This is a genomic window from Bacillus cereus group sp. BfR-BA-01347, assembly GCF_022663835.1.
In the GTDB taxonomy this organism is placed as follows: Bacteria; Bacillota; Bacilli; order Bacillales; family Bacillaceae_G; genus Bacillus_A; species Bacillus_A thuringiensis_K.
In genome coordinates, this window is record NZ_JAKUGG010000009.1 from 87,533 (window position 1) to 112,174 (window position 24,642).

Below are 24,642 nucleotides of genomic sequence, written 5' to 3' on the forward strand. Positions count from 1 at the left end.
TAAAAATATGAAGTTAAACATATGGTTGAAGTTTATCATTTTAATGACTTTAATAGTACTCCCTTATCGACAGGTGGAAGCGCAGGAAACGGTACAGTTTAATGAGAAGAAAATACAGAAGCATATAGAAGAACAAATATCTCAAGCGGGTATTCCTGGACTTTCAGTAGTAATTGTAAAAGGAAACGAAACGATTTATAAGAAGAATTATGGTTATGCCGATATAGACAATAAACGTCAAGTTACGAATGAGACGCTTTTCGAGCTAGGTTCTACTTCAAAAGCTTTTACGGCATTAGCTGTATTGCAGCTAGAAAAAGAAGGGAAAATTAAACTTAGTGATTCTTTAACTAAATATGTTTCATGGTTTGAAATGGAGTATAAAGGCAAACCTTATGAAATTACACTTTATGACTTATTACACCATACTAGTGGAATACCGGAAAAGGCCATTGGATATATTCCTATAACCAATGGCAAAGATTCTATTGAGAAAACGATTAGGAATGTTATGCCAATAGGACTAAACCGAGAGCCGGGTAGCAGTTTTGAATATTCTACGGTTAACTACGATCTATTAGGCTTAGTAATCGAGAAGGCAACTAATCAATCATTTGAAAGATATGTTCAAGATCATGTGCTATCAAAGTTGGATTTATTGAGTACATACGCTGGACGTGAGATGGCCCCATTAGATAACATGGCCCAAGGTTACAAGCGTAATTTCTTACAATCATTACCCTATGACGCTCCTAATTATAGGGGGAATACACCGGCTGGATATTTTATTTCAAATATAAATGATATGGAAAGATGGTTAAAATTACAGCTTGGGGTTGAAAAGCCTAGGATGTTTCCGGAGGAATTGATTAACGATTCTCATAAAGCGAATAGAAAGGTTGCCCCAGATAGCAATGGAGCTTCATATGCAGCTGGATGGGAGGTCTATCAAAGTGGTGGAGGGGAAATTTCACATGGTGGAAGTAACCCAAATTATTCATCGTATATTGGTTTCCGTGATGAGGAACAGATAGGGGTCGTAGTATTAGCGAATCTGAATAGTAATTACACTTACTATATCGGTAGCAGTCTTTTAAATATGATGATAGATAAAGAAGTTAAACCGTTACTCTATGATGAATATAAGAAAACGGATCAAATAGGAACAGCCTTATTTGTGATCTCATCTTTGTGTTTACTAACGTTATTGGTCATGTTATTTCATTTAATCAGGGAGATTATTTTTAGAAAAAGAAAGTTTATATTACCAACGGGAAAAACATGGTTACATATGGTATTAGTTGTTGCGATATATGGGCTAATGATTTATGCACTTTATCAACTACCAAATCTCTTGTTTGGAGGGCTTCCGTGGGCATTTATAAAAGTTTGGGCTCCTTCAACTGTTGTACTTGCAATATATGCAATTGCTGGGGTGGGTTTGGCTTATGTTATCCATACATTCTTAAATCTTTGTTTTCCAAGACAAAAAGGAAAGTCGCTTTTGACTTTAATTGTTTTGGGATTAATATCAGGATTTGGTAATGCCTTTCTCATTTTTGTGATTAATGAAACGTTTGTTAGATCAAATAATTTGGAAAATGGCTTGTTGTTTTACTTTGTACTTGGAATCGTTATGTATGTCTTTTCACAACGTATTATTAGAACTAGCATTGTATCGTATACAAACGAGCTAGTTTATGAAAAAAGGATGGAATTAACAGATAAGTTGTTACAGACTCCTTATTACAAATTGGAGTTGATTGAGAAGGGCCGAATAGAGGCGACATTAAATAACGATACGGAAGTTATCTCTCGTTCTCTCAATCTATTAGTTACTGCTGGAACAAGTTTATTAACGTTACTATTTTGTTTTCTCTATCTTGGTGTAATGAATATGTATGCCTTTTTACTATCCTTGTGTATCATCTTTATTACTGCAGGGGTATATTCTTTGATCGGACGACAAGCAGATAAAGTTTGGAATGAAACAAGAGATATTCAGAATGTATATTTTCGTTTGATTGGTGATCTAAGGCATGGTTTCAAAGAGCTTAGGCTTCATACTGGAAAACGAAACGATTTTCGAGAAGTTATGAATGAAAGCTGTAATAACTATCGTGTTAAACGAACGATAGGAGATATTAAATTTGCAAATGTGTTTGTTCTGGGAGAACTATTATTCATTTTTGTTATTGGTATTGTAGTTTTCGTATTTCCAGAAATTTTTGTTAATATGCCGAAAGAGACGATAAGTAACTATGTAATCGTTTTTCTGTATATGACAGGTCCAGTTAATGAAATACTGGGCGGTATCCCTCAGCTCGTAAATGTACGTATTTCTTGGCAACGTATTCAACAAATGGTGAAGAGTGTAGATCATATAAAGGCAAATGAGCAAATCGCGACAACAAAAGAGTACTTAGATGTGCCAATTTGTTTGCAGCTACAAAATGTAAGTTATAAGTATAAGAATAAAGATGGAGATTTTACTGGTTTTGGTATTGGTCCAATAGACATGGAGTTTAATTCTGGAGAAATAGTCTTTATTGCTGGTGGTAATGGGAGTGGAAAATCTACTTTATCAAAACTGATTACTGGGTTATATGAACCTAATGAAGGTAACATTTTATTAAATGGAAAAGAAATAGCTCCAGAGGAATTGAATCAATACTATTCAGCTATCCTGAGTGATTTTCATGTTTTTGATAGGCTATATGGAATTAATACAGAAGGAATGAAAGCAGAAATCGATCATTATTTAGAACTTCTCCAACTGAGTGACAAGGTTGGCATTGAGAATGGGCGCTTTACTACTACGCAACTATCAACTGGACAAAAGAAAAGGTTGGCATTGCTGGTTACGTATTTGGAAGAACGACCTATACTTTTATTTGATGAATGGGCAGCGGATCAAGATCCTGGTTATAGACGCTTCTTTTATGAAGAATTGTTACCTCAAATGCGAGCGAAGGGTAAATGTATTATTGCTATTACTCACGACGATCAATATTTTCATTTGGCAGATAAGCTTATAGTGATGGAGATGGGAACTGTGAAAATGAATAAAACAAAGGAGGCATTATCATGAGTAAGGAAATTAAATGTGTTGTTTGGGACTTAGATTGTACAATTTGGGATGGTGTTTTATTAGAGAGTGGTACAGTTACTTTAAAACCTGGAATTTATGAAATTATATGTGAATTAGATCGACGTGGAATACTGCAATCAGTTGCTAGTAAAAATAACTACGAAGATGCAATAGCTAAATTACGGGAATTTGGAATAGAAGAGTATTTTTTATATCCGGAGATTCATTGGAACTCTAAATCTAGTTCCATTGAGAAAATTAGAAAAAATTTAAACATAGGTATTGATACTTTTGCGTTCATTGATGACCAACCTTTTGAATTAGAAGAAGTACAGAGTGTTCATAATGATATTCTGTGTATACATGTAAATGAATATAAGTCGTTATTAGACTTGCCACGATTACAACCAAAAAGAATTACAGAAGATTCACGTCGTCGAAGACTGATGTATTTAGAAAATCTTAAGAGAACGAAGGATGAAGAAGAATATGAAGGCCCAAAAGAAGAATTTTTAGCTTCACTTGGGATGAATTTTGTGATTAGTGAGGCTCGTGAGGAAGATTTGCAGCGTGCAGAGGAGTTAACAGTACGTACGAATCAATTAAATTCGACTGGTATTACCTATGATTATGATGAATTAAACTATTATCGTAATCATCCAGATTATTTATTATTAGTTTGTGAGTTATCAGACAAATATGGCTCCTATGGGAAGATTGGTTTAACACTTGTAAAAAGGACGGAGGAAGCCGACTGCCTAAAACTTCTTCTCATGTCTTGTCGTGTAATGTCCCGTGGTGTTGGTACTATACTCCTCACATATCTAATGGAAAGGACAAAACAGGCAGGTAAACGCTTTTTGGCTGAGTTTCGACAGACTGACCGTAACCGTATGATGTTTGTTACGTACCGATTAGCTGGATTTAAGGAAACTAGCAACGAAAATGGAATATTAATTTTAGAACATAATCTTGAGAATATAAATCCTTATCCTCACTATATTAATATACAATTTCCGGAAACACCAACGGATGTGGATAGAGGGGAAGTGGAAATATGCAACAAACAATTGTAAAGCATTCTCTTACGCATCCACAAAAAAGAGTTTGGTATAATGAACAAATTTATCCAAACACATCTATGTATAACATCGGAGGGATGGTTCTTATTAATGGGGAAATTAATTTTACAATTTTAGAAAAAGCAATTCAATTATTCATTAAGAAAAATGATGGTTTACGTCTACGGATTTTTCAACAACATAGAGAACCCCACCAATATATATCACCATTTGAACCTACATCAATACGTTTAATTGATTTTTCTAATCATCATAATCCAAGTTTAGAAGCTAGAAAATGGGCCCAGGATGAATTTCAAAAACAAATTCCACTTGAAGGAGGCCCTCTGTTTGAATTTGTGCTCTTGAAAATAAGTGATGTAGAAAGCTCCTATTTTGTTAAGTTTCATCATATTATAGCTGATGGTTGGACAATCCAACTTATGACGAGTCAAATTATCGATTTTTACTCTAAGTTAAAGAATGATGAGCATATAAATGATACGGTTGAATCTACTTATCTGTCTTATTTACAAGCAGAGGAGAAATATCTGGAATCCCCTCGATACGTAAAAAATAAGAATTATTGGAATGAGAAATTTATGAATCTGCCAGATTTCTTTTTATCAAAAACATCTCATTCTCTAGAAGGGAAACGAAAGATATTTTTAATTGAAAAAGAAAAATCGGTTGCTCTACAGTCTTTTATACAAAAACATAGAATATCTATGAATACATTATTTTCAACCTTTATGCTTATTTATATTCATAAAATGTATGATCAATCAGACATAATCATTGGATCTCCTGTACTAAATCGTTCCGGTGTACTAGAAAAGAAAATAGTAGGTATGTTTACTAGCACAATGCCGTTACGGTTAAATGTTGATGAAGATGAGAGTGTTCTATCTTTCATTAAAAGAGTAAATCATGAAATAAAACAATGTCTATTTCACCAGCGTTATCCTTATAACTTATTGGTAAAAGACTTGCAATTGACTAGTAAAGGATACGATGGTTTATTTCAATATAGTGTGAATTACTATAATACAAAACTTAAAAATACTATTGATGGATTTTCTTTAGAAAACGTGGAGTTTTACAGTGGTTACCAAGCCTATTCATTGCAGTTAGTTATTAAGGAATGGGCAGATGAAGGTTTAGAAATTCAATATGATTATAAAGTCGCGGATTTTGAAGAAGATCAAATCAATTGTATGCATGAGAGGTTTTTAGCTTTAATAGAACAAGTTTTACGTAATGAAGATCAATCGATAAAAGAATTATCTTTGTTATCGGATGATGAGCAAAAGTTTATGTTAGAGAAATTTAACAATACAGCTGTTGTGTATCCGAAAGAAAAAACTATTCAAGAATTATTTGAAGAACAAGTAAAACAGACACCAGAAAAAATAGCAATTCAACATGCTGATAGATCAATGACTTATCTTGAATTAAATAAGAAATCTAATCAGTTAGCAAGAAAGTTACGAGAAAAAGGAGTCAAAAATGGTCAAGTCGTGGGTATACTAGCTAAACATTCACTTGAGATAGTAATTGCAATTTGGGGAGTTATTAAGGCTGGAGGTACATATTTGCCTATAGATCCTTCCTACCCAGAGGACCGAATTCGTTATATTTTGAATGATAGCGGCACAACATTACTTTTAACTGACTATACAAATGAGGGTAATTTAGAATATTTAGGTGAGAAAATTAATATATGTGATCAGAAACTTTATGAAGGAGATAATGCCAATCTAACCCTAGTAACTGCACCAAATGATCCAATATATATAATTTATACCTCTGGAACCACGGGGAATCCTAAAGGAACTGTAATCACTCAACGTGGATTGGTTAACTATATTTCCTGGGCTAAAAAGAACTATATTAGTAGTGAGAATGATGTTTTTGCATTATATTCATCCGTTTCTTTTGATTTAACAGTAACTTCAATATTCACTCCTTTAATAAGTGGTTTATTGTTAGTAATATATCATGATAATGAAGATGAGTTTATTTTGTCAAAAATACTCAAGGAAAATGTAGTAACAGTGTTGAAAGTTACGCCTTCACATTTAGCATTGTTAAATAACTATTCACCCCCAAGAGTTTCATCTCTTCGCAGATTGATTGTGGGTGGAGAGGATTTGAAAACCTCAGTAGCCGAAAAGATATATGATCTTTTTAGCGGTAAAGTTGAAATAATTAATGAATATGGACCAACTGAAACTGTGGTTGGATGTATGATTCATCGTTATGATCCAGATCTAGATCGAAGAGCATCCGTACCAATTGGTACACCAGCTGATAATGTTCAAATATATTTATTGGATAAGAATCTTCAGCCGGTTCCTATTGGTGTAAAAGGAGAAATTTATATATCGGGTGATGGGGTAGCTAAAGGTTATTTAAATCGTCCGGATTTAACAGCGCAACGTTTTTTATCCAATCCATTTATTTCGAGTGAGAAGATGTATCGAAGTGGTGACTTAGCTGTCATGTTGCCAAATGGATTAATTGAGTATCAAGGACGGATGGATTCTCAAGTGAAAGTTAAAGGATATCGTATTGAAATAGGGGAAGTTGAGAATGCACTGTTACAACACAAGTCTGTTAAAGATGTAGTAGTGGTGAATTGGCAAGGTGAGGATAATTCAAATCATCTAGTTGCTTACATTGTTTTGAAAGACAGTGTTCAAAATATAGAAATACGCAGTTTTATTTCGCATATGCTACCAAGTTATATGATTCCTTCATTTTTTATCTATATGGATCAGCTACCGCTTACTATCAATGGAAAGGTAGATCGTCAAGCGTTGCCAGATCCGATGTTAAATAACGGTTCTAATCATACTCATTTAGAAGAAGTAGATGAAGATGTTACTGGAATGGTTAGTGAAGTTCTCAAGGAAATATTACAGACTGATAGAATCGAATTGCATAGTAATTTTTATCATTTAGGTGGAGATTCTATTAAAGCGATCCAAGTGAGCGCTAGATTACAAGAACTGGGATGGAAAGTTAGAGTTAAAGATGTACTAAATTATCCAGTTGTAAGTGAATTGGCAGCAATGTTAGTTAAACAAAAAGATGTTACAGTCTCACAAACATTGGTAACAGGAAAGGTAGAGCCTACTCCTATTATGCGTTGGTTCCTTGATCAACAGTTTAAGAACCCGCATCATTGGAATCAATCGGTATTACTGTCTTTGAAGAAGCCGGTTAAAGAAGAATATGTTAATAAGATGTTAAATACGATCATGCATCATCATGATTTGTTACGGTTAAGGTATGAGGATAAGCAGGATTACTTCTATTATGACGAAGATATGTCCATTGTTGATTCTAAGGTTACCATGTTTGATTTGTCTGAAATTCCAATTGAAATAGCTTTGAATCAGGTTCATATAAAAGGTGAAGAGTTAAAAGGAAGTTTAAATTTGAATGTAGGACCATTATTTAAAGGGGCCTTATTCCAGCTTTCAAATGATCAACAGTTGTTATTATTAACTGCACACCACCTTATAGTTGATGCTGTGTCCTGGCGTATTTTAATTGAAGATGCAAACCGATGTTTGAATAGCTTGTATTTAGGAGAAGTTCCATCGCTACCATTAAAAACTAACTCTTTCCAAGATTGGTCTGAAGCTTTAAATAGTCGAGGAGTTAATTTAGTACATGCTGAATTAGATTATTGGGAATCCATAGATAACACGCTAGATAATAGTTTTCAAATTAATAGAGAAAAAGAAAATAGTACTGTTGAAAGTTGTACGACTCTTACCTTTACATTGAATGCAGATGATACAAGAAAACTATTAACTACTGCAAATGTGCCTTACAATACACAACCAATGGAGTTGTTACTTGCTGTGTTGACAGAAAATTTAGGTAAATATACAAACCAAGATCAAATTAAATTTGAGTTAGAAGGTCATGGTCGAGAGGAATTATTTGAGCATCTTGATATTTCACGTACAGTAGGGTGGTTTACAACGATGTATCCTATTGTATTACAAGTTTCGCATAATATTGCTAATCAAATAAAGAGTGTTAAAGAAGAGGTTCGTAAAAGACCTAATAAGGGAATTGGATATGGAATTCTTAAAGAGAAGTTTCCTTCTTGCAAAGATTTAACTCAAAATATAATTCGTTTTAACTATTTAGGAGAGATAGATAATTCTCTCGGGGATGGATGGTTTACTATTGTTGATTATCAAAGTGGCAGTGAACAATCAAAAGATAATCATATTACTGCATTATTGGATATTGTGGCCATGGTTAAGAATAAAAGCTTAGAAATTCATGTGACATTTAGTACAAGTCATTTTCAAAAGAATTTTGTAGAAAATTTATTTTCAGATTATCTAGAACGACTACAGACATATATCCAATCCTGTTGTCAAATGCAAACAAAAGAATTTACTTCATCAGATTTTGAAACCTTAAACCTTAGTGATGAAGAAATTGATAATTTGTTTGATTAAACAACTATTTGATGAAAATTTTATTTAATAAAGGAGAAGTCACTTGAGAAAATTAATGAAAGATTTATCGCCAGGATTGAATAGTAACAAATATTTGGTTTGTGTTCCTTATGCTGGGGGCTATTCGAATTCTTTTTTACCTTTAAAGAATTATTTACCGAAAGATATAAAACTTATTTCATTTGATCCTCCAGGCCATGGTCCTAATCTTTCTCCACTAGTTGATAACATAGATGATCTTGTTAATTTATATTTAATGGAGATGCAACCAATTTTAGAGGGAGAGGTTACATTATTTGGCCATAGCATGGGAGGAATTATAGTTCACCGTATGGCTCAAATTTTAGAAAGTAAGGGCATAAATCCTAAAAATGTTATTATCTCTGCTATGAATCCACCGGAAATAAGAAGAAAAACAAATCATTTAGATGATAAAGACTTTATAGATTATATAAAGTCTTTGGGAGGATTACCGGATGAAGTATTACAACATCAGGAGCTTTTAAACTATATCATTCCAGTTATTCGATCAGACTTTCATGCCATTGAGAATTATATAAATGATGACACAACATTGTTGAAAGCGCCCCTATATATTATTAGTGGAACAACAGACTCTAATTATACAGTAAAAGGGGCTAAGAAGTGGGTAGAATGGGGCAATGAGGTTCATTTTCTAACAGTTAATGGTGGTCATATGTTTTTACTACATCAAGCTGACATCGTGGGCGAGTTAATTATGAAAATACTAGATAGGGTAAAATCTGTGAAGTAAAAAAATTAAGAGATGTATCTGAGTAAGAGAAAAGTGCATTTCTATGCTTTATGTGAAACTTCTATCGTTAAAGTAGCAATCTAACTGGTCGTCATTGGGAGTTTTATTACCGAGGAAGAAAACTCCCAATGACGAGTATGATTGTGCTCCCTCATGATAAAACGGATGGGTCTATGGGGAACATAACCACTAAATATGTAGTATTTAGTATCAATATCATAGAGAATGGTGGGAAGAAAAAATGCTTGATAAATTTACCCAGCAGGTTTTATTATCTAGTGAAAAATTTAAAAAAGAAAAAGAATATTGGTTAGACAAGTTATCAGGTGATGTTGAGTTAAGTAGATTTCCTTGTGATTGTCTGTCTTTAAATAATATTCAGGCTTCTAAGGAAAGTTATTATTGTCAATTCCCATCGGATATTGCGAAGAGAGCTGTAGCAATTAGCAATAATTCTGATATGTTACTGTACACTATTTTATTATCAGGTGTGAAATATCTCTTAAGTAGATATACCGATAGGGATGATGTAGTAATTGGAATGCCAGTTTTTAAGCAAGGTCAAGAAGAGACGGTTTTTCAAAACAACTTTTTATTATTACGTACTCAAATAAATCAAGAAGATAATTTCAAAGAAATAATATATAAAATTAAAGAAACAATTTTAGAGTCAAATGAACATTGTCATTTTCCTTTTAATAAACTTACTCAATTATTAAGTCTAGATGGAGAGAGTAATAATCTTCCCGTATTAAATACAATAGTAATGTTAGATGATATTCATTGTTATGAGAGTACAGATAAAATAAACTCTGATATGGTTATTAGGTTTATGAAAAATGAAGAACAGTTAAAGGTTCAAGTGGATTACAATTCTACTTTATATAGTGAAGGATTAGTTAGGAGAATAGTTAATCATTTATATAATATTTTAGATATATTAATGAAAGATCCAAATAAATCTGCAATGGATCTAGATGTAATGTCTAAAACAGAAAAGAATCAAATATTATATGATTTCAATCATACGACTAGAGTTCATAAAACATTACTTTGTGAGACTGTAACAGCTCCTCAATTATTTGAAGAGCAGGTAAAACAGAATCCTAATCAAATAGCGATTGTATGTAATGAAAAAGAAATTACATATAAGCAATTAAATATAAAAGCTAATCAGTTGGCGAGAAGGTTATTAGACCAGGGAGTTAAAAGAGAATCCATTGTTGGTGTGATGATGGAACGCTCTATTGAGATGATTGTAGGTATATTAGGTATCTTAAAAGCGGGTGGGGCGTATTTACCGATTGATACCGATTTACCAAAACAAAGAGTGGAATACATGCTGACAGACAGTGGGTGTTCACATGTACTAACATATCAAAACTCTATTATAAAGGGAGTAGCATTCCAAGGTAGTGTAATAAATCTAATGGATATTCCTTTTGAAGAAGAACAAGTAGAAGATTTGCAGATAACGATGGAACCTCAAAATTTGGCATATGTTATTTATACATCAGGTTCTACAGGCCAGCCCAAAGGGGTAATGATTGAACATCGTTCCTTAACTAATTTTTTGTGTGCAATGTATGAGGACTTCTCTCAAGATATAGGGATAACTGATAATGTACTATTCTCAAGTAGTATTTCTTTTGATGTTACTATATTTGAAATATTTGTCCCATTGGTATATGGAGCAAGAATGACTATTTATCAAGGTGAGAAGTTTGATGTACCAAAACTTGTACAAGTCATTCTTGAGGAACAGGTCACGTTAGCATATATTCCACCTACCTTATTAAATGAAATATATGATTATTTTGTAAGGGCGAATCAGAAGATATCGTTAAATAAACTTTTCGTGGGAGTAGAACCAATTAAAACAGAATTACTCGCAAAATACGATCATCTATTTAGGGGGAACCTCCAAATATTAAATTTATACGGACCTACAGAGGCTACAGTCTGTTGTACATCTTATCAATATGAGAGGGATAAAGAAATTACAACACAAAACGTACCAATAGGTTCGCCATTGTTAAATACTAAAATTTATATATTGGATTCATTTCACAGGCTACAACCTATAGGTGTTCCAGGAGAAATATGTATTTCTGGCATAGGGTTAGCTAGGGGATACATCAATCGAAAAGAATTAACAGCAGATAAATTTATTGATCATCCATTTGAACATGGTGAGAAATTATATAAAACAGGTGATATAGCGAGATGGCTACCTGATGGTAACATAGAATACTTGGGACGAGTTGATCATCAAGTGAAAATAAGGGGATATCGAATAGAACTAGGTGAGATAGAAGCAAGTTTGTTAAAATATGAGACAATCAAAACCGCCGTAGTAATACAGCGAGAAGATGAAAGTGGAGAAAAGTATTTATGTGCGTATGTAGTTACAGAAAAAGATATTCCTATTCCAGAGGTAAGAGCATATTTAGCAACCAAGTTACCATATTATATGATACCTCAACAAATCATATCCATTCAAAACATACCGTTAACACAAAACGGAAAAATAGATAGAAAAAAATTACCTCAACCTATAAATAATTTGAAATCTAGTCATCTAGAGCCGACAAATTCTACAGAAAGAAAATTAGTTGAGATTTGGAAAGATGTATTAGGAATACAAAGGGTAGGAATACGGGATAATTTTTTTGAGATAGGTGGTCATTCATTAAAGGCTGCTAGGCTAATTTCTATCGTTAATAAAGAATTTAATGTGCAATTATCTATTAAATCCCTATTTAAGTTTCCTATTTTGGTTGATTTTTCAAAATGTATATTAGAAATGGAAAAAAGTAATTATATTTCCATAGAACCTGTAAAACAACAAGAGTATTATTTAGCTTCTACGTCACAAAAGAGAATGTTTATAGTAGATCAATTCGAAGATGGTACAAATACAACTTATAATATGCCCACAATACTTAAAGTAGAAGGGGATATTTGTAAAGATAAGTTTGAAAATATATTTCAATCTTTAATTGAGAGACATGAAATATTAAGAACTTCTTTTCAAATTTTAGATGGGGAATTAGTGCAGAAAATTGAGCCTAATGTAGATTTCAATATTGAATACGTTCATGTAAATGAAAAAGATGCGGATTATTTAATACATGAGTTTATAAGTCCATTTGATTTATCAAAACCTCCATTATTAAGGGTGTTGCTTTTAAGGATAGCAGAAGAAAGACATATTCTTGTAGTAGATATGCATCATATAATATCTGATGGTTTATCAATGGGGATATTAATAAAAGAGTTTGTAGAATTGTATAAAGGAAATGAGCTTCCAAAATTGAGAGTGCAGTACAAAGACTATGTGATGTGGCAAAATGGACCTTACTATAAGAATCTAATTAGTGAACAAAAGAATTATTGGTTAACAACTTTAAAAGGAGAACTCCCGGTTTTAAATTTTCCAACCGATTTTCAAAGACCGACTATACAAAGCTTTGAAGGTAATGTTTGTTCTTTTAATTTGGGAACAGATTTAACTTTTAAAGTAAATAAGCTAGCAACTGAAACTGGTACCACGCCATATATGATTTTATTGGCCATTTATAACATACTTTTATCTAGATACACAGGTCAAGAAGACATTATTGTAGGTTCGCCTATTGCTGGAAGGTCTCATTCTGATACTAATCATATGATTGGTATGTTTATTAATACTTTGGTAATGAGAAATTATCTAGAAAATGACGAGGAGTTTATTGAGTTTTTGAGTAGATTAAAACTCATTACATTAGAAGCTTATGAAAATCAAGACTATCCTTTTGAAGAACTATTAGAAGGTTTAGACTTGCATAGGGATACAAGTAGAAATCTATTATTTGATACCATGTTTGTTTTTCAAAACATGGATATGAATCCAATATCTATTGGTGAATTAGAATTTACACCGTATCCGTTTAAGCAGCCAGTTTCAAAATTTGATTTGTCATTAGTAGCAACGGAAATAGATAATAACATTCATTTAAAAGTAGAATATAGTACTAAGTTATTTAAAGCGGAGACAATAGAAAGGTTAATGGTACATTTTACAAATATAGTTGAGGAAGTAACTAATAACCCTAGAGTACGATTGCTTAATATTAATATGTTATCTATAGAAGAAGAACATTGTATTATGAATGAATTTAACAAAAAAGAGAATTCAAATTCTAATCATTTATTAGTGCATAAAATGTTTGAAGAACAAGTAAAACGGAACACTAATCAAATAGCCGTTGTATGTAATGAAAAAGGAATTACATATAATGAATTAAATATAAAAGCTAATCAGTTGGCGAGAAGGTTATTAGACCAAGGAGTTAAAAGAGAATCCATTGTTGGTGTGATGATGGAACGGTCCATCGAGATGGTTATAGGTATATTAGGTGTTTTAAAAGCAGGTGGGGCGTATTTACCAATTGATACCGACTTACCAAAACAAAGAGTGGAATATATGCTGACAGACAGTGGGTGTTCACATGTATTAGTACATCAAAACTCTATTATAAAGGGGATAGAATTCCAAGGTAATGTAATAGATCTAATGGATATGTCTTTTGAAGAAGAACCAGGAGAAGACATGCACATGATGATAGAACCTCACAACTTAGCGTATGTTATTTATACATCAGGTTCTACAGGACAACCTAAAGGAGTAATGATTGAACATCGATCCTTGACTAACTTTTTGTGTGCAATGTATGAAGATTTCTCTCAAGATATAGGGATAACTGATAACGTTCTATTCTCAAGTAGTATTTCTTTTGATGTTACTATTTTTGAGATATTTGTCCCATTGATATATGGCGCAAGAATGACTATTTATCAAGGTGAGAAGTTTGATGTATCAAAACTTGTACAAGTCATTCTTGAGGAACAGGTTACATTATCATATATTCCACCTACTTTATTAAATGAAATATATGATTATTTTGTTAGAGATAACCAGAAGATAGTGTTAAATAAGCTACTTGTGGGAGTAGAACCCATTAAAACAGAATTACTCGCAAAATACGATCATCTATTTAGGGGGAACCTCCAAATATTAAATGGATACGGACCTACAGAGGCTACAGTTTGTTGTACATCTTATCGATATGAGAGTAATAAAGAAATTACAACACAAAACGTACCGATAGGTTCGCCATTGTTAAATACTAAAATTTATATATTGGATTCATTTCATAGGATACAACCTATAGGTGTTCCAGGTGAAATATGTATCTCTGGCATAGGGTTAGCTAGAGGATACATCAATCGAAAAGAATTAACAGCAGATAAATTTATTGATCATCCATTTGAACGAGGTGAGAAACTATATAAAACAGGGGATATAGCAAGGTGGCTACCTGATGGTAACATTGAATACTTGGGCCGAGTCGATCATCAAGTAAAAATAAGGGGATATCGAATAGAACTAGGTGAGATAGAAGCGAGTTTGTTAAAATATGAGACAATCAAAACGGCCGTAGTAATAGATCAAGAAGATGAAGCTGGGGAAAAGTATTTATGTGCATACGTAGTTACAGAAAAAGATATTCCTATTCCAGAGGTAAGAGCATATTTGGCAACAAAGTTACCACATTATATGATACCTCAACAACTCATACCAATTCACAATATACCATTAACACAAAATGGGAAAATAGATAGAAGTAAGTTACCGAAGCTAAATACACTGGGCAATAGTAATTATGTACCACCAAGAAATGAAATAGATAGTAGTTTAATTGATATTTGGAGTAGTATATTAGGCGTAAATAGTATTGGTATAAATGATAATTTCTTTGAATTAGGTGGTCATTCTCTTAAGGGATTAAAGTTATTCGAAAATATTAAGAGAATGTTTAATGTGCAACTGCCATTAAGTTTATTATTTCAAAAGGCTACTATTGAACAATTAAGTGATGTAATAAGTAGGAATAAAGGAATAGACAGTGAGTGTTTAATTCCAATTCAAAATGGGACAAACAAGGATAGTCAATGGTTCATTGTTCATGGACAAGGAGGGGGTATATTAAACTATTATGATTTGGCTAAAGAATTAGGAGAGGATAAGACTGTATATGGGTTACAATCTATAGGATATGATGATAATAGATTTCCAAACTTATCTGTAGAGGAAATGGCGATAAGATATATAGAAGAGATTAAACAAGTAAAAAAAGAAGGGCCATACACCTTATTAGGATGGTCTTTTGGAGGAATAGTTGCATTTGAAATGGCCAGAAAATTAGAAGAACTAGGTGATAAAGTTAGTTTTCTAGGTTTACTTGATGTTCATCCTATTGAACAAGGTAAGGAGATTCTTAGTTTAAATATTAAGAATGCATTTGAAGAATTGGAAAAATTTAATGATCAGTTAGGGATTGAGAAAATTAGTTTTGAACAAATGAGTGAAGAACAATTAATAGAATCTTTACTGAAAAAATTTGAATTGAATGAAAAAATTGGTCAGCAAAATTTTGAAGATCCAATGATGAATAAGTTAAAAGTAATGATAGCTAATAGATATGCATACCTAAAATATAATTGTAAACAAAAAATAAAAGCAGATATCTTTCTATTTAATGCATCTATTAATGACATTCACCCACTAGTAGATTATAACAGATGGAATGAATATACATCAGGGGAAGTATACGCTTTGCAAGTGCCAGGTTCCCATCTGAGTATGTTAGAGAAACCGCATATTCATGAATTGGTAAAGAGTATAAAAAAGAGTTTTAAACAAATGCTCTTATTAGCACATGTAAATAAGTGAAATATTATTTGAAATTGTACACTATTAGTTTTCTAAAAGTCTCATAAATTCGTGTATAACATATTATGAGACTTTTTTCTTTGAGCCCCTTCAATAATAGACATAAAGAGGTTAGAAAATGAATGGGAATTATTTATTGTGAGTTTTTTTGTATCTATATAAGGGATTAGGTGGGAAGGATATAATGAATATATATAAGGTACGTGTGCCAGTAAATATAGAACATGATATTATGAAGAAGCTTATACGTCTGGTCTCGAAAGAAAAGCAGATGAAAATACAGAAATATAAAAGAAAGCCCGATCAATATAGCGCCTTAATTGGAGATATTTTAATAAGATATTTAATTACTACAAATTTCTCAAAAGAAAATAAAGATATTAAATATAAATACAATGAATACGGAAAGCCTTATGTTGATGAGTTAAATAATTTTCATTTTAACATATCACATTCCGAAAGTTGGGTTGTTGGAGTTATTCATGAGGAAGAAGTAGGAATAGATGTAGAAAAAGTACGGCCCTTAGATACTACAATGATTAAAAATATATTTACTGAGGAAGAATTTAATTATTTAAATTCATTAAATGTAGAACGACAATTAGATGTGTTTTATGAATTATGGACTATAAAAGAAAGCTTTGTTAAATGGATAGGGAAAGGACTAACTATACCTTTAAACTCTTTTGTTATTAATAAAAATACAATATTTTATGGTGACATGCTATCTAATGAGGTTTACTATAAAAAGTTTACTATTGGTAAAGATTATAAGCTTTCTTGTTGTGCTTCTTTAGATAGTTTTCCAGAATCAATAATTGAAATTGATTTTGTTGATTTATGTTATTATTTTATCGAAAATAAAGACTTCTACTTAGTTTAAAATGGCTTATGTTCCTATAGTTAAATGAACTTTTTAGAAAATAAAATCAGAAAATTATATAAAATGTTTGTGGGAATTTTGAGGTATTATAGAAAAGCGTCATTTCAATTTTAAAATGACGCTTTTCATTTGTTTATGTGGATTCACGAATGATTAAGGTTGCTGGATATTCGATAATTTTACGCTTAATAGATTCCTCTTCATTTATATATAGTAGTATCTCACTAACAGTTCGTTTACTTAGCTCAACGATTGGAATATCAATTGTACTAATTGTTGGAGTTGTAACTGTGCAAATTAATTGATTATCATAACCGCAAACGGCAAGGTCAGTAGGGATAGTATATCCTTTTAAAGAAGCACCTTTAATTACTCCAGCAGCAACTTGATCATTTCCAGTAAAGAGCGCAGTGGGTCTATTTTTTAATTTATCTAACCTCTCAAAGATTCGAATTCCATCTTTAATAGTAATTGCATCTCCAAATAACCAACTTTTTTTGTAAGATAATTGTTGTTCTTTTAATGCATGCAGATATCCTTGTTTGCGTTTTAATTGTGCTTGACTATTAAGGGAATCAAAACAAAAGCCAATCTTTTTGTGTCCTTTACTTATTAAATGTTTTACAGCTTTGTATCCGGCTTCAAATTCATCATAGCAAATTATCGGAATAGGTGCATTTTCCTCATATTCATTACAAAGTAATATTGGGCCATATGCTAAATAATGCTCTATATTTTCCCAATCATTTTCTAAGGATGCGAGAATTACACCATCTACCGCTTTATTCTTTAGTAATGAAAGTAATTCAAGCTCTATTTTTTTTTCATAAAAAGTCTGATAAATCAGTGATTTGTAATTGTGTTTTAGAAGTTCTTTAGAAATTTCTCTAGCTAATTTTCCGAAAAAAGGATGATCTATATTTGGAATCGATAGAGCGATGGTTTGTGTCTTATTCACCCTAAGATTTCTAGCGATAGAACTAGGAGTATAGTTTAATTCTTTCATTATTTGTATTATTTTCTCGCGTTTTTCTGGATTTACATAAGGATGATTATTTAAAACTCTTGAAACAGTAGCATTTGAAACATTGCATAATTTAGCTATTTCATTAATTGTTACCATAAAGAATCCCTCCGAAAAAAATGTTGACATGTAATCGATAACATAAAATATAGTCTACTCATGATTTTCAAAATAATTTCTTAGAGGTGATTTAACGTAAAAACTCTTACTACAATTTCTGGCCATAGCAAAGACAATTTAGCTTTATTAAAGTGCCTGCAGGGAGAAACGAAAGAGAAAGAATTTGAAATTAGTAATGTATTACCGAATCTCAAAATGAAAGAGAAATTATTTAGAGAAAATAAATTGAAAATAGATATTGATATAGAAAAAGATATTTTCAATTATAGCAGAAAAAATATACAGAAAATATAATTTATGCCAGTTAATCGGCTGATTTCTCAAAGTGAAATTGACGGAATAATAGGAACTTTAAAAGAGGTTTTACCGACAGGTCAATTCACAAGTGGACCATTTTCTAAAAAATTAGAAGAAGTAATTGGGGACTATTTAAACCAGAAGTTTGTAATTGCAACAAGTAGTGGAACAGACGCACTTATGGTGTCTTTGTTATCTATTGGTATTCAGCCAGGCGATGAAGTGATTATGCCAGCTAATAGTTTTGCTGCTACTGAAAATGCAGTGTTAGCAATTGGAGCAAAACCTGTATTTGTAGATATTGATCACAAGAGTTATTGTATTGATCCACTTAAAATAGAAGAAGCAATAACCCAAAAAACAATATGGATTTTACCTGTTCATTTGTATGGTAAACAATGTGATATGAAAAGAATTCGTGAAATTGCAGATGTTTATCAGTTGAGAATTATTGAAGATGCATGTCAGGCTATTGGTTCCTCAAACCTTGGAGAATATGGAGATATTATTATTCTGAGTTTTAATCCATATAAAAACTTTGGTGTATGTGGTAAGGCGGGTGCAATAGTTACTAATAATGAAAATCTTGCAATTCGTTGTAATCAATATAGTTATCATGGATTTGAAGTTGATAAAAAATAAAAAAGTATTAGATTTTGGCTTTAATTCTAAAATTGATAACCTTCAAGCAGCTATTGATTTAGAGAGAATTAAGTTCCTATCGTATAACAATTTAAAGAGAGTATCTTTGGCTCAACGATATATACGCAATTTAAAAGAATTAGAGGATAGAGAATTAATAAAGCTACCTAGGATGACAGAAGATAATGTTTGGCATCTTTTTCCGATTAGAATTATAAATGGAAGAAGAGATGAGGTGAAAAATAAATTGTACCAGTTGTATAACATTGAAACAGATATTTATTATCCAGTATTATCTCATAAACATAATACTAAGCTGGTAAAGAAAAATTATATACAGGATACTTTATTAAACACAGAGCAAGTTCATAAGGAAATATTACATTTACCTTTACATCCAAACTTGTTGTTAGAGGAACAAAATTTTGTTTTGGAGGGATTAATTAATGTCAATAAGTAATGAAGTTTTAAAGTCTTTAGTTTTTGAAAGGTTACCACAGGTTAAAAATCCTAAATATATAGTGTTCTGTGATTTTGATGAAACTTATTATCCTCATAATATGGATAATTTCGGAAGAAACAATTTGGAATTATTAGAAAAATACTTGTATGAACACGCAAGTAAAGGAGATTTGGTCATTGGTTGGGTAACTGGAAGTAGTTTAGAATCAATTGTTGAGAAAATGAAAAAAGGTGGTATTAAATATTTCCCTCATTTTGTGGCGAGTGGATTAGGTACGGAAATAACGTACTTTGATAGTAATGGGACTACTATGGATGATCAAGTTTGGGAAGAGAGAATAGTAGAGGGAGGGTTTGATTCTGCGAAAATTAAAAGAATTATCGAATCACTTGAAACAAAATATGAAATTTTTTTAAGACCTCAGACACAATTAGGAAGTTCTAAGTACAAATTTAATTATTATTATGAAGAGCAAAATGAAGCTATTGATTCAAAAAATTTAGAACAGATAGAAGAAATCGGGAAGTTATACAAAGTGGGGGTAAATATTAACAAATGTAATCCATTAGCTGGTGATCCAGAAAATTGCTATGATGTAGATTTTATTCCACTTGGAACAGGTAAAGATGAAATTGTGAAATTTATGTTAGATAAGTACAAACTAGATAAAGCAAATGCAATTGCTTTTGGAGATAGTGGAAATGATTTAAGGATGTTACAAGCTGTAAGACATGGTTACTTAGTAGAAAATGCAACGGAAGAGGCTAAACATACACACGCAATGCTAGCTCAAGGTGAATACTCAATTGGAATTTTAAATACTCTAAAGCACATTATTAATTAAAGGGATGTTCATATAATGAATATTGGAATTATAGGTGCAGATAGTATTGCAAAAGCTCATTCTAGAGCATTATCAACAATTGATAATTGTAAATTAGTTGGAGTATATGATGTTAATTACGAGAATGCTCGAGAGTTAGTAAAAGATTATGATGGGGAAGTTTTTAATAGTTATGAAGAGTTACTTGAAGTTGTTGATGGGTTGGAAAAACAAGAAATTTTTTTGCCTTTACCGTTATTAGTTGATCCGGAAAACGAGATTTTTGAATGGGCGGATTCTTTTAGAAAGGAAATTATAAGCTGGGTTAATGCAGCAGGGGGTTCTAAAAAATCACTTGCAACATTTGAAGATGGATTACGTTCACAAATTATATTAGATTTATTCTTCAATAAAAACAAACGTAACAAAGAATTATCTGTAACAACTATTTAGTTTTATTGTAAAAAGAGGGATTTATAATTTGTAACATAAATCCCTTTTTCTTTTGAATTGGAGCTGATAAAAGGTGCGGTTAATATTTTATTTTGGGTGCTTGTTCTATTTTATTGTAGGAGTAATACATGTTTGTATGGGCAGTTTAATTCCTTCGTTACTACAATATTATGAAAGAACACCTGATCAACTAGGGATATTAATATTTTTTCAATTTACTGGATTTTTATTTGGTGTTCTTAGTTCGCCTGTTTTAGTAAAAAAGTATTATTATTTTAAAACTCTAACATTTGGGATATTAGCAATGCTAGTAGTTTTAGGAGGTTTTATATTTGTTAAAGAATGGGCATATTTAGCAGTAATTGCATTTGGATTGGGTTATGGAGCGGGTTTGTTAGAAACTACTATGGGTTCCTTTGTTATTTCAGCAGAAAAGAATAGTGCTGCTAAATTCAGCATTCTTGAAGTATGGTTTGGGATTGGAGCACTGGGGTTTCCTTTATTAGTCAATTATTTTATAAAATTTTATACATGGTATTTCATTTTATATGGAATCTTGCTATTTCTTATTTTCACACTATTAGTTTGGTACTTGTTTGGGAGTGCTAAATTTAATAATCTTTCTCCACGAAAGAATGAAAAGGAAGTATCACTATCCCCATTAACTGTTAGCTTTAAAAATGGAAAAGTAAAAATTATATTATTTATATCACTTTTTGCATTCTTATATGCAGGTATAGAAACCAATCTTGCAAATTTTTTATCTACAATTATGATTCTTACTAATAATGAATTAATTAGTTCAATAAGTATATCTTGTTTCTGGCTAGCAATAGTTATCGGAAGGATTTTTATAGGTAAGCTTGTTCATAAGTTTAATTATTGGATATATATTTCATCTAGTTGCTTCACATTAGTAATTCTCTTATTTCTATTCCCCTTTGTTCGTAGTACAGGTATGTATTTATCTGTAATCTTCATTATTGGTTTAGTCATAGCTGGCATTTTTCCGATAACACTTATTTTAGCTTCCCGTATTATGGAAAATAATATTGATGAAGTGACTAGTTTATTTATTGCATCAGCAAGTTTGGGAGGAGCTCTAGTTTCCTTTCTAATTAGTTGGAGCTTATCATTAAATACTATAAATATTACCTTTGGGATATTTTCATTTTTTGCTTTTATTCTTGGTTGCATTATTTTAAAGATGAGGAAAATCTCCAATTATAGTAATAAAGATGTTAAAAAAATAGAAAGCATGAAATCTTTATAGAAAATATTTTTATGTATAGAATGTATAAAAAAGAAAATTATAGTATAAATTGACAGAAAATTGATAAAAGAATTGAGAAAGCTGAAAATTCAGTATTTTAAGTATATTTTTAGCGTTGTAGTGTGTAATATATTCAGCAGAGCTATATCATAAAAAATAGGATTATAGACTAACAATAGAATTATGTGTAAGTATTTCTGAGTAAAAATAGTATTCGAGTTCATATAGGCTATATATCAACTGCTATACATTAGTTTAAAAACAAATATAGAAAAGTGTGGTAATGGATCCACATGAATTATATTTGCAATCTATTATTTTTACCTTAGCTGTTTAGTAGTTTGTATTTACATACATATGTAAATACATTTTTGTTACATGCAATTATTCAAAAGGGAGGTAATATAATAATGGCTATTCGAAAACATTTAATTACTCTTGAGGATCTTACTGATAGTGATATTAACCAAATTGTAACTCGTGGGGTAGAGTTTGCCACAGGTAAATCGCAACCTAATCAAATATTAGCGGGAAATATAATTGGGATTTACTTCCGTAAAACATCGACTAGAACTCGATCGGCATTTTCTGTTGCAGCATTAAAGATGGGTGCACAAATTGTAACGTATGGTCCAAATGATTTGCAAGAAAATACAGGGGAGTCTATAGAAGACACTACTCAAGTACTTTCGCGAATGCTGGATGCACTAGTAGCAAGAACTGCAGATAGTCAAAAGGAAATGGAAAAGCTGGCATCTCAAAGTCGTATGGCAGTCATTAATGCAATGAGTACGGAAGAACATCCAACACAAGCGCTAACAGACTTAACAACAATGAAACAAAAATTTGGTGAAATAGCTGGATTACGGGTTTTATATATGGGAGAAGGTAATAACAGTGCTGCAGCTCTAGCTCTTTCTTTATCTCGTTTTCCAGGTACGGAGTTATATCTTTTTACACCTGCTGGTTATGGAGTGTCTCCAAGTGTGCTTGAAAAATCAAAAGAATATGCACGATTATCTGGTGCTAAAGTTATTGAATGTCATGATATAAAAATGTTACCTAGTGAAGTGGATGTTGTATATACAACAAGGTGGCAAACAACAGGGACAAGCAAAATAGATCCTTTATGGAAAGATGCATTTAATCCATTTGCAGTGACAGAGAGAATTTTGACTTTATATCCGGAAGCTACTTTCATGCATGACCTCCCAGCACACCGGGGGGAAGAAGTAGCAGCAACAGTTATTGATGGACCGAAAAGTATTGTATTTACCCAGGCCGAAAACAAGCTAAATAGTGCTATGGCAGTACTTGAATGGTGCTTAGCTTATCGCTACTAAAGAATCTAGCATTTATTGTCTTTCAGGTATAAGTTCTATTTGAAATACATTCGAAAGAACATTTACAACTATTTATCTTTAATTATTTTTTTAGATTTTAACCAAGAAAGGAAGCAAATTATGCTCAAGAAATTAGAGAGTTTAGAAAGGGTAATCGGCAACACACCTATGATTAAATTAGAGCATGAAAAGATTAATCTGTATGCAAAACTAGAATATCACAATTTAATGAATAGTGTTAAAGTGCGTGCTGCTCACCATATTTTAAAATCAGCAATAAGTCGCGGTGAAGTGACTGAAAATTCTACAATTATTGAATCTTCATCTGGTAACTTTGCGGTTGCTCTTGCTACTCTTTGTAGGTATATCGGCCTGAAATTCATACCAGTTATTGATCCAAATATTAATGATAGTTATGAGAATTTTTTGAGAGCAACTTCCTATCAAGTAGCTAAAGTGGATGAACGAGATGAAACAGGTGGCTATTTATTAACGCGTTTAAATAAGGTGGAAGAACTTTTAAATACTATTCCTAATGCATACTGGACAAATCAATATAATAATTCTGATAACTTTGAAGCCCATTATCAAGGAATTGGTGGGGAAATATCTAATGATTTTAAACAGTTAGATTATGCCTTCATTGGAGTGAGTACTGGAGGAACTATCGCTGGGGTATCTACACGATTAAAAGAAAAATTCCCTAATATTAAAATTATTGCGGTAGATAGTCAAGGGTCCATTATTTTTGGTGATAAGCCTCGTAAACGGTACATACCAGGAATTGGTGCCAGTATGATACCTGGTATGGTTAAAAAAGCATTGATTGATGATGTAATGATTGTACCGGAGGTTCATACTGTTGCAGGTTGTTATGAGCTATTTAATAAACATGCAATATTTGCTGGTGGATCATCAGGGACTTCATATTATGCAATCCAAAAGTATTTTGAAAATAGGGATGCTCAAAATACACCTAATGTTGTTTTCTTGTGTCCTGATAATGGACAAGCTTACACATCAACTATTTACAACGTAGAATGGGTAGAATGGCTTAATACAAAAAAATCAGTAGAAGACCAATTAGTTTCTTTATAAAAATGATATAGAAATGAGGAAGCAA

Annotated in this window: 12 protein-coding genes and 1 pseudogene; 12 read left to right on the plus strand and 1 reads right to left on the minus strand. The window is 31.8% G+C overall.

Annotated features, from left to right (window positions below; all coding sequences use genetic code 11):
• The first annotated feature begins 7 nt into the window (after window positions 1-7).
• The 6 genes from MR143_RS15255 to MR143_RS15280 all read left to right on the plus strand — a co-directional run bounded on the left by MR143_RS15255 (window position 8) and on the right by MR143_RS15280 (window position 17,081).
• A complete protein-coding gene (locus MR143_RS15255) occupies window positions 8-3,091 on the plus strand; it encodes a cyclic peptide export ABC transporter (RefSeq protein ID WP_242280838.1) in 3,084 nt (1,027 codons plus the stop codon).
• Window positions 3,088-4,167, plus strand: coding sequence for an HAD-IIIC family phosphatase (locus MR143_RS15260; protein WP_000031545.1), 1,080 nt, complete (start codon window positions 3,088-3,090; stop codon window positions 4,165-4,167). The genes MR143_RS15255 and MR143_RS15260 overlap by 4 nt, the downstream gene beginning before the upstream one ends.
• Window positions 4,149-8,645 (plus strand): amino acid adenylation domain-containing protein, encoded by a 4,497-nt coding sequence (locus tag MR143_RS15265; protein ID WP_242280839.1) that lies wholly within the window; start codon window positions 4,149-4,151, stop codon window positions 8,643-8,645. Before MR143_RS15260 ends, MR143_RS15265 begins: the two co-directional genes overlap by 19 nt.
• A gap of 43 nt (window positions 8,646-8,688) precedes the next feature.
• Window positions 8,689-9,420, plus strand: coding sequence for a thioesterase II family protein (locus tag MR143_RS15270; protein WP_242280840.1), 732 nt, complete (start codon window positions 8,689-8,691; stop codon window positions 9,418-9,420).
• Window positions 9,421-9,661: 241 nt separating this feature from the next.
• Entirely contained in the window at window positions 9,662-16,198 is a 6,537-nt protein-coding gene (locus tag MR143_RS15275) for an amino acid adenylation domain-containing protein (protein ID WP_242280841.1), read from the plus strand.
• A 184-nt stretch (window positions 16,199-16,382) separates the two neighbouring features.
• Window positions 16,383-17,081: a 4'-phosphopantetheinyl transferase family protein gene (locus MR143_RS15280; protein WP_001028937.1), complete on the plus strand. Its 699-nt coding sequence runs from the start codon at window positions 16,383-16,385 to the stop codon at window positions 17,079-17,081.
• Window positions 17,082-17,214: 133 nt separating this feature from the next.
• Here MR143_RS15280 and MR143_RS15285 read toward each other — a convergent pair whose 3' ends face one another.
• Complete coding sequence (locus MR143_RS15285; protein ID WP_000256368.1) at window positions 17,215-18,204, minus strand: LacI family DNA-binding transcriptional regulator; 990 nt, start codon at window positions 18,202-18,204, stop codon at window positions 17,215-17,217.
• Window positions 18,205-18,318: 114 nt separating this feature from the next.
• Here MR143_RS15285 and MR143_RS15290 point away from each other — a divergent pair.
• The 6 genes and pseudogenes from MR143_RS15290 to sbnA all read left to right on the plus strand — a co-directional run bounded on the left by MR143_RS15290 (window position 18,319) and on the right by sbnA (window position 24,617).
• Window positions 18,319-19,624: pseudogene (locus tag MR143_RS15290) on the plus strand (DegT/DnrJ/EryC1/StrS aminotransferase family protein).
• Window positions 19,611-20,471 carry an HAD-IIB family hydrolase gene (locus MR143_RS15295; RefSeq protein WP_098321789.1) on the plus strand — a complete coding sequence of 287 codons (861 nt, stop codon included), beginning with the start codon at window positions 19,611-19,613 and terminating at the stop codon, window positions 20,469-20,471. The pseudogene MR143_RS15290 and the gene MR143_RS15295 overlap by 14 nt, the downstream one beginning before the upstream one ends.
• Window positions 20,472-20,486: 15 nt before the next feature.
• Window positions 20,487-20,903, plus strand: a complete 417-nt coding sequence (locus MR143_RS15300; RefSeq protein ID WP_088361106.1) for a Gfo/Idh/MocA family oxidoreductase — start codon at window positions 20,487-20,489, stop codon at window positions 20,901-20,903.
• A gap of 73 nt (window positions 20,904-20,976) precedes the next feature.
• The gene (locus tag MR143_RS15305) at window positions 20,977-22,176 is read left to right on the plus strand and encodes an MFS transporter (protein ID WP_065845653.1); all 1,200 of its coding nucleotides are present in this window, start codon (window positions 20,977-20,979) and stop codon (window positions 22,174-22,176) included.
• Window positions 22,177-22,586: 410 nt separating this feature from the next.
• On the plus strand, window positions 22,587-23,519 hold the full coding sequence (locus MR143_RS15310; protein ID WP_001007708.1) for an ornithine carbamoyltransferase: 933 nt from the start codon (window positions 22,587-22,589) through the stop codon (window positions 23,517-23,519).
• A gap of 120 nt (window positions 23,520-23,639) precedes the next feature.
• Window positions 23,640-24,617, plus strand: coding sequence for a 2,3-diaminopropionate biosynthesis protein SbnA (gene sbnA / locus MR143_RS15315; protein WP_242280842.1), 978 nt, complete (start codon window positions 23,640-23,642; stop codon window positions 24,615-24,617).
• The last annotated feature ends 25 nt before the right edge of the window (window positions 24,618-24,642 follow it).

What these genes read in the sequence shown, in the direction of transcription:
- MR143_RS15285 (WP_000256368.1), bottom strand. Translation starts at nt 18,204, where the DNA reads ATGGTAACAATTAATGAAATAGCTAAATTATGCAATGTTTCAAATGCT.
- MR143_RS15260 (WP_000031545.1), top strand. Translation starts at nt 3,088, where the DNA reads ATGAGTAAGGAAATTAAATGTGTTGTTTGGGACTTAGATTGTACAATT.
- MR143_RS15255 (WP_242280838.1), top strand. Translation starts at nt 8, where the DNA reads ATGAAGTTAAACATATGGTTGAAGTTTATCATTTTAATGACTTTAATA.
- MR143_RS15280 (WP_001028937.1), top strand. Translation starts at nt 16,383, where the DNA reads ATGAATATATATAAGGTACGTGTGCCAGTAAATATAGAACATGATATT.
- MR143_RS15295 (WP_098321789.1), top strand. Translation starts at nt 19,611, where the DNA reads ATGTCAATAAGTAATGAAGTTTTAAAGTCTTTAGTTTTTGAAAGGTTA.
- MR143_RS15300 (WP_088361106.1), top strand. Translation starts at nt 20,487, where the DNA reads ATGAATATTGGAATTATAGGTGCAGATAGTATTGCAAAAGCTCATTCT.
- MR143_RS15310 (WP_001007708.1), top strand. Translation starts at nt 22,587, where the DNA reads ATGGCTATTCGAAAACATTTAATTACTCTTGAGGATCTTACTGATAGT.
- MR143_RS15275 (WP_242280841.1), top strand. Translation starts at nt 9,662, where the DNA reads ATGCTTGATAAATTTACCCAGCAGGTTTTATTATCTAGTGAAAAATTT.
- sbnA (WP_242280842.1), top strand. Translation starts at nt 23,640, where the DNA reads ATGCTCAAGAAATTAGAGAGTTTAGAAAGGGTAATCGGCAACACACCT.
- MR143_RS15265 (WP_242280839.1), top strand. Translation starts at nt 4,149, where the DNA reads ATGCAACAAACAATTGTAAAGCATTCTCTTACGCATCCACAAAAAAGA.